The 7396-nt window shown below is 59.3% G+C and carries 7 protein-coding genes; 1 reads left to right on the top strand and 6 read right to left on the bottom strand.

The genetic code is table 11. The features are described 5' to 3' along the window. Positions 1-71: 71 nt before the first annotated feature. The 5 genes from GS614_RS13025 to glyA form a co-directional block, all read right to left on the bottom strand. Entirely contained in the window at positions 72-494 is a 423-nt protein-coding gene (locus tag GS614_RS13025) for a universal stress protein (protein ID WP_152460407.1), read from the bottom strand. A gap of 78 nt (positions 495-572) precedes the next feature. After that, complete coding sequence (locus GS614_RS13020) at positions 573-1946, bottom strand: sodium:alanine symporter family protein (RefSeq protein WP_171119391.1); 1374 nt, start codon at positions 1944-1946, stop codon at positions 573-575. Positions 1947-1971: 25 nt separating this feature from the next. Continuing rightward, positions 1972-2916 carry a lipoyl synthase gene (gene lipA, locus GS614_RS13015; RefSeq protein WP_171232056.1) on the bottom strand — a complete coding sequence of 315 codons (945 nt, stop codon included), beginning with the start codon at positions 2914-2916 and terminating at the stop codon, positions 1972-1974. Between the two features lie 14 nt (positions 2917-2930). Further along, complete coding sequence (gene lpdA, locus GS614_RS13010) at positions 2931-4313, bottom strand: dihydrolipoyl dehydrogenase (RefSeq protein WP_171726517.1); 1383 nt, start codon at positions 4311-4313, stop codon at positions 2931-2933. An 11-nt stretch (positions 4314-4324) separates the two neighbouring features. Next, positions 4325-5578: a serine hydroxymethyltransferase gene (gene glyA, locus GS614_RS13005; RefSeq protein ID WP_171119388.1), complete on the bottom strand. Its 1254-nt coding sequence runs from the start codon at positions 5576-5578 to the stop codon at positions 4325-4327. A gap of 147 nt (positions 5579-5725) precedes the next feature. On the opposite strand from glyA, the gene GS614_RS13000 reads away from it, so the two are divergent. Beyond that, positions 5726-6328 carry a helix-turn-helix domain-containing protein gene (locus GS614_RS13000; protein WP_152460402.1) on the top strand — a complete coding sequence of 201 codons (603 nt, stop codon included), beginning with the start codon at positions 5726-5728 and terminating at the stop codon, positions 6326-6328. A 54-nt stretch (positions 6329-6382) separates the two neighbouring features. Here GS614_RS13000 and GS614_RS12995 read toward each other — a convergent pair whose 3' ends face one another. Next, positions 6383-7330: a GlxA family transcriptional regulator gene (locus GS614_RS12995; RefSeq protein WP_171119387.1), complete on the bottom strand. Its 948-nt coding sequence runs from the start codon at positions 7328-7330 to the stop codon at positions 6383-6385. Positions 7331-7396: the final 66 nt, after the last annotated feature.

The following is a 7396-nucleotide window of genomic DNA, read 5'->3' as shown; positions in this document are numbered from 1 at the left end:
TGCCGCCAAGCTCGACGTGCAAAGAGTGGAGAGGCGTGCGCTTCGGTGTGGTCATTTCTTCAACCTTTCAATCAGCGGGACTGGTCGCGGACGACCATGACGGTGCAATGCGCATTGCGCACGACACGGGCCAGGTTCGGGCCAATCTCGTAGTTCGGAAAATCGCCCTTGGTCGATGCCATGACGATCAGATCAAAGCCTTCCTTGTAGGCAAGCTTCAGGATTTCGCGGTAAACACTGCCTTCTTCGACATGGACCGGCACGTCGGAAGCCTTGGCATGATCCAGAATCGCCTGAACCGCACCCCGCACGTGGTCTTTTGCGCCGGCACCATAGTTGGCGGGCAGGTTTGGCAGCTGGATGATCTCGGGGATGACGGCAACCGCATGCAGTTCGGCACCGTAGAATTTTGCCTGTTCCAAGGCGGTCGGCAGGGCCAGTTTCCACGAGCGGTCGTCGGTGTGATCAATGGGCAGCAGGATTTTCGTGGCCATCACGTCTCTCCTCGAGATATTGAATTCGGTTTCAAAGGCGGGGGGCCGGGATGGCCCCCCGTTTTGGTCGGGCCGAGCTTATTCGGCAGGTGTGCCGCCCGGCTCTTCGGACTTGCCGCCCGAGGCGAAGAACTCTTTCGTCAGTTTGAAGACGATCGGGCTCAGCAGCGCCAGGGCGATCAGGTTCGGGATGGCCATCATGGCGTTCAACGTATCGGCCAACAGCCAGATGAAGCCCAGATCTGCAGTTGCGCCGAAGTAGATCATCACGATCCACAGAACGCGGTAGGGCATCAGGGATTTCACGCCCAGCAGGAACTCGACACATTTCTCGCCGTAGAACGACCAGCCGAGGATGGTGGTGAAGGCAAAGATCGACAGAGCGATGGCGATCAGGTACCCGCCGATACCCGGCAGTGACAGTTCGAACGCGTGGCTGGTCAGCGCCGCACCGGATTCACCCGATGTCCATGCACCCGACGCGATGATGGCCAGACCGGTGATCGAGCAGACGATGATGGTATCGATGAACGTACCCAGCATCGCGATCAGGCCCTGGTTGACCGGACCCTTGGTTTCGGCAGCGGCGTGCGCGATCGGGGCCGAACCCAGACCGGCCTCGTTCGAAAACACACCACGTGCCACACCGAAGCGGATGGCGGCCCAGACGGCTGCACCCGCGAAACCACCTTCGGCGGCGGACGGGGTGAACGCATAGGTAAAGACCAGCGACAGCGCATGTCCGATGTTGCCGATGTTGATGAGAAGAACCAGCAGGCCCGCGATAATATAGGCAACGGCCATGAAGGGGACCAGCTTACCAGCAACCGCACCGATGCGGGTGATACCACCCAGGATAACGGCTGCGGTCAGAACCATCAGAACAACGCCAGTGACAGAGGTGTTCAGGCCAAAATTGGCTTCCAGCACCTGAGCAACACCGTTGGCTTGCACACCGTTGCCGATGCCGAAGGCAGCAACCGCGCCGAACAATGCAAAAGCCACGCCCAGCCAGGCCCATTTCGCACCAAGACCGTTCTTGATGTAGTACATCGGGCCGCCGACATAGTTGCCCAGTTCATCTTTCTCGCGATATTTTACGGCACAGACGGCTTCGGCATATTTGGTGGCCATGCCCACCAGGGCGGTCATCCACATCCAGAACAAGGCGCCTGGACCGCCCAGGAAGACAGCAGTGGCCACACCGGCGATGTTACCTGTACCGATGGTCGCCGACAGCGAAGTCATCAGTGCGTTGAACGGGCTGATCTGCCCTTCGCCCTGACCTTCACGGCCTTTGAACAACAGGCTGAAGCCCGTGCCAATGCGCAAGATCGGCATAAATTTCAGCCCGACCTGCAGGAAGAAGCCAACGCCGAGGATAAGGACCAGCATCATCGGCCCCCATACGACGCCATTGATGGCCCCTACGATTGAATTTAACGCTTCCATGGTTTCCCTCCCATTTGCGTTTGGTTTATGCCCCGGTCGCGATGGCCCGCTGGCGGGCCTGCTTGAGAGCAGTGAAATCTTCGTCGGCATGGAACGATGAACGGGTCAGCGGCGTGGCTGACACGTGCAAAAAGCCCTTGGAACGGGCGATCTGTTCCAGTTGGGCGAACTCCTCGGGTGACCAGAACCGGTCAATCGGATGATGTTTTGGTGTCGGTTGCAGATACTGCCCGACCGTCAGAAAATCGACATTGGCCGCGCGCAGATCATCCATCACCTGACGCACGTCGTTCAGAGTTTCACCCAGCCCGACCATCAGACCCGACTTGGTGAAAATCTCGGGGTTCGAGCGTTTGGCATCGTCCAACAGCCGCAGCGAGGCATAATAGCGCGCGCCGGGGCGAACCGTCGGATACAGGTGCGGGACGGTTTCCAGGTTGTGGTTGAACACGTCCGGCGCTGCGTCAAAGACGATTTTTGCGGCGTCGCCCTTGCCCAGGAAGTCGGGGGTCAGAACCTCGACAGTGGTGCCGGGGTTCTGATGGCGTACGGCGCGGATTGTCTGGGCGATATGCTCGGCCCCGCCGTCGGCCAGATCATCGCGATCAACCGACGTGATCACCACGTGGCGCAGGCCCAGTTTCTTGACCGCCGCCGCAACCCTGCCGGGTTCGAACGCGTCCAGCGCATCGGGGCGGCCGGTGGCCACATTGCAGAACGAACAGCCCCGCGTGCAGATCTCGCCCATGATCATCATGGTTGCATGGCGCTTGGACCAGCATTCGCCGATATTGGGGCAGGCCGCTTCTTCGCAGACTGTTGCCAGACCGTGATCCCGCATCAGACGCCGGGTTTCGTAATACGCGGCGCTTTCGATCTTCTTCTTGCGAATCCATTTCGGTTTGCGCGGGATGACACTGTCGGCCTTCTTGGCCTTTTCCGGGTGACGTGGTCGAAGCTGGATGGTCATCTGGCTGTCCTCACTTACGCGTGGATTGCGCGGCCCATGGCATCGAGGCAGGCTTCCTTGACCGTCTCGCCCATCGCCGGGTGCGCATGACAGGTTGCTGCAACCTCGGCGACGGTCGCGCCTTTAGTCATGGCCAGTACCAACTCGGCGATCAGATCGCCGCCATGGGCACCGCAGATATGGGCTCCGAGGATCTTGCCGTCGGAACCGGCCAGAACCTTGACCGCGCCATCTGTTTCACCCGTCGAGCGCGCCCGCGAATTGGCCATGAAGGCAAACTTGCCGACAGCATATTCGACGCCCGCGTCTTTCAGGGCCTCTTCGGTCTGACCAACCGAGGCCACTTCGGGATCGGTGTAGACCACACCCGGCACGGTGTTGTAATCGACATGACCGGCTTCGCCGGCCAACATCTCGACACAGGCAACGCCGTCCTCTTCGGCCTTGTGGGCCAGCATCGGGCCGGGAACACAATCACCAATGGCATAGATGCCGGGCACCGACGTCTGGAATGTGCTGTCGACTTCGACGAAGCCACGCGGGTTCACGGCCACGCCCAGCTCTTCCAGCCCAAGCCCGCGCGTCACCGGGCGACGGCCCACAGCGATCAGAACCTTGTCGGCCTCGATCGCCTCTTGCTTGTCCTTGCCGAGGCGGTCCACGGTCAGGGTCAGGCCAGCCGCGGTTTTCTCAACCGATTTGAGGGCTCGGTCCAGTTGGAACTTCAAACCGCGTTTGGACAGCGCCCGCTGCGCCAGCTTTGCGATCTCGCCATCGATGCCGGGCAATACGCGATCCAGGTATTCGACCACGGTGACCTTGGCGCCCAATCGTGCCCAGACCTGACCCAGCTCCAGTCCGATGACACCCGCACCGATCACCACCAGATGATCCGGAACGCTCTGCAACGCAATTGCGCCGGTGGAACTGAGCACATCCTGCTCATCAATCTCGATCCCCGGCAGTGAGGCCGGCTCGGATCCTGTCGCGATCAGGATGTTCTTTGCTTCGTATACGCTGTCGCCGACCTTGACCTGACCAGTGGCCGGGATGCTGGCCCAGCCTTCGATCAGATCGACGCCGTTCTTCTTGAACAGGAACGCGATGCCCTTGGTCAGATCACCGACGATCTTGTCCTTGCGCCCCATCATCGCACTAACGTCGATGCTGGCCCCCTCGACCGCAATGCCTTGGGAGGAGAGATGCGCAAGCTCGGCATATTTGGCCGAGGAGGTCAGCAACGCTTTGGAGGGGATACACCCCACGTTCAGACAGGTACCGCCCAGTGCGCCGCGCCCTTCGACACAGGCCACATTCAGCCCCAGCTGAGCCGCGCGGATCGCGGCAACATAGCCGCCCGGTCCGCCCCCGATAACGATGAGGTCATAGGTATTCATTTCGCGCACTCTCAGTAGATCGGGTAGCTTGCGCAAAGAGCGCGAACCTGTTTGCGGGTTTCCTTTTCGACGGTTTCGTCACCGTCAGGAGACTTCGCGAGCGCCTCCAGAACATCACCGATCAGATGGCCGATCTGCCTGAACTCTTCCGGGCCAAAGCCACGGCTGCACCCGGCGGCGGTGCCCAGACGGATGCCGCTGGTGATGGTGGGTTTTTCCGGATCTCCGGGAACGCTGTTCTTGTTGCAGGTAAAGCCGGCCCGTTCGAGCGCCGCCTCGGCGTCCTTGCCGGTTACGCCGATCGGGCGCAGATCGACCAGCATCAGGTGGTTCTGGGTGCCGCCAGAAACGATGTCACATCCGCGCGCCATCATGACGCTGGCCAAGGCCGATGCGCTGTCAACGACGCGCTGCATGTATTCCTTGAATTCGGGTTTCAGTGCCTCGCCAAAGGCCACCGCCTTGCCTGCGATGACGTGCATCAGCGGGCCACCCTGCAGGCCTGGGAATACGGCCGAGTTGATCTTTTTCGCCAGCGCCTCGTCATTGGTCAGGATGATGCCGCCACGAGGGCCGCGCAGCGTCTTGTGCGTGGTCGAGGTCACGACATGTGCGTGTCCTACAGGCGAGGGGTGCAGGCCGGTCGCCACCAATCCGGCAATATGAGCCATATCGGCCAGCAGCCATGCGCCAACCTCGTCCGCGATTTCACGGAATCTGGCAAAGTCGATCTTTTGTGAGTAGGCGGACGCACCTGCGATGATCAGCCTGGGCTTTTCCGCCCGCGCCAATTCGGCGACCTGATCATAATCGATCAGCCCTGCATCGGTCAGGCCGTACTGCACGGGCCGGAACCATTTACCGGACTGCGCCGGTTTCGCACCGTGGGTCAGATGGCCACCTGCGTCCAGCGACATGCCAAGAATGGTATCGCCCGGGTTCAGCAGCGCTAGCTTGACGGCCCCGTTGGCTTGTGCGCCGGAATGGGGCTGAACGTTGGCATATTCACAGCCAAACAGCTTCTTGAGGCGTTCGATCGCCTCGACTTCGACCTCGTCAACATATTCGCAGCCGCCATAATAGCGGCGGCCCGGATAGCCTTCGGCGTATTTGTTGGTCAAGACCGAACCCTGCGCTTCGATCACGGCCTTCGAGACAATGTTCTCCGAGGCGATCAACTCGATCTGTTCCGCCTGGCGTTCACCCTCGCGCGAAATGGACGCAGCAATGACGGGATCTGCCTCAATCAGCGACGTTTTGAACATAGTCTCCTCCTTTTGCCCCGAATCCTCAGTACGAAACTTTGTTTCCTATAGGGGAAATAGCGCGCCTTAGGCAACAAAAATCTCTTATTCAAGAAGTTGCGTATATATTGGGAGGCATGTAACCTTTGATAAAACAGGGGGAATTCAATGGGCGACGAAAGCCGAAATGATGTTTCCGGACAGGAATTTCAGGATGAAGGAGAGGCTCTGGGCCGCTCCATCCGCGATGCGCGGCGCGCGAAAGGGTGGACTCTGGAAGAAGCCGGCCGCGCTGCGGGTATCGGGCGCTCGACGCTGTCCAAGATCGAAAACAACCAGACGAAGCCAAGCTTTGACATTGTACGGCGTCTGACACAGGCCCTGGATATGAGCACCCCGCAGTTGTTTCTTCAGTCGGGTCAATCCGGCATTTCAGGCCGCCGTGATTTCACTCCGAAGGGGGAGGGAGAATTCAAGGATACGCCCACTTACCTGCATGAACTGCTTTGCCCCGAACTGACCAGCAAGCGAATGCTGCCCTATATCGCGACAATCAAGGCGCGCGACCTGTCGGAGTTCGAGACGTGGATCCGACATTCCGGAGAAGAATTCATGTATGTGCTCAGCGGTGAACTCATCTTCGTTTCTGAACATTACCGCCCTTTGCCAATGAAGGCCGGTGACTCGCTTTATTATGACAGCGGAATGGGGCATGGGTGTATTTCGACCAGCGAAGAAGACGCCAAGGTGCTGTGGGTTTCGCTGGAATAGCCCCCAGGGTTCTGTGGTTTTCCAGAAAAGCGGGCATCGCCATGCGCACCCGTTTCAGCCGTCAGACAGGCTTCGGTGGCGAAACGCCGTCGGTGTCTGGCCGAATTCTGCCTTGAATGCCCGCGTCATAGCGCTGGCGTTTTCATATCCGCATCGACCGGCGATTTCGGCGATGGACTGCTCGGTATCTTCTGCCAGATTGCGTGCAAGGTTCAGTCTCATTCGGCGGTACAGCGCCTGCGGCGTGGTCTTGAGCTCCGCCTGAACGCGCATTTCGATCCGCTTTTGCGAACACCCGATCTTGCGGGCCAGTTCCCTGATCGAAAGAGGTGTTTCAAGGTTCGCCTGCATGACGGCCAGTGCGCGATTGACCAAAGTGTCTTCGGACTTCAGAGGCAAAGGGTAATGATCCTGCCCATTTCGGCTCATCAGAAGATGCCCGACTTCCATGGACAGAAGAGGGCCGTGATCCCTGCGGATAAGGGCCGAGGCCAGATCGAACGCGGCCATGGCCCCGGAACAGGTCAGCCTGTTGCCATCGATGACAAAACGTTCCTGCACCGCATCCACGGCCGGAAAGCTTTCTTCGAACCGGGAAAGTTCGTCCCAGTGAATGGTTGCCCGGTGCTCATCCAGCAAACCGGCCCGGGCCAGCAGCCAGCTGCCGGTATCCAACCCTGCCACTTGCCGGTGTTTTCGGGCCGCAGCCAGCACGATGCGTGTGGTCGATCGCGTGTCCAGCTTGCGATATCCATAAGACGGCATGACCACCAGAACGTCGCCTTGCTGGTCAGAGATTGAACCATTCGGTGTAACGACAAGGCCACTGGAACTTTGCACGGGGTCTCCGTCCATGGAACAGAAACGCCATGAATACAAAACCTGCCTCGACAGGTTGTTCGCAGCCCTGAGCGGTTCGACCATGTTTGCAAGGCAATGGTTCGAAAACCCGTTGAAGAGCAGGATGTTGTAGTGTCGCGTCAAAATTTTCGAATTTGGCATGATTTGATATCAACTCTGCATGTCGCGACCATGAGCGATGGCGTTTGGTTGGTCAACCACCGATCC

This window comes from Ruegeria sp. HKCCD6604 (assembly GCF_013110635.1).
Taxonomy (GTDB): Bacteria; Pseudomonadota; Alphaproteobacteria; order Rhodobacterales; family Rhodobacteraceae; genus Ruegeria.
The sequence above is the reverse complement of the archived record's forward strand: the minus strand, read 5'-3'. Positions and strand labels throughout refer to the sequence as shown.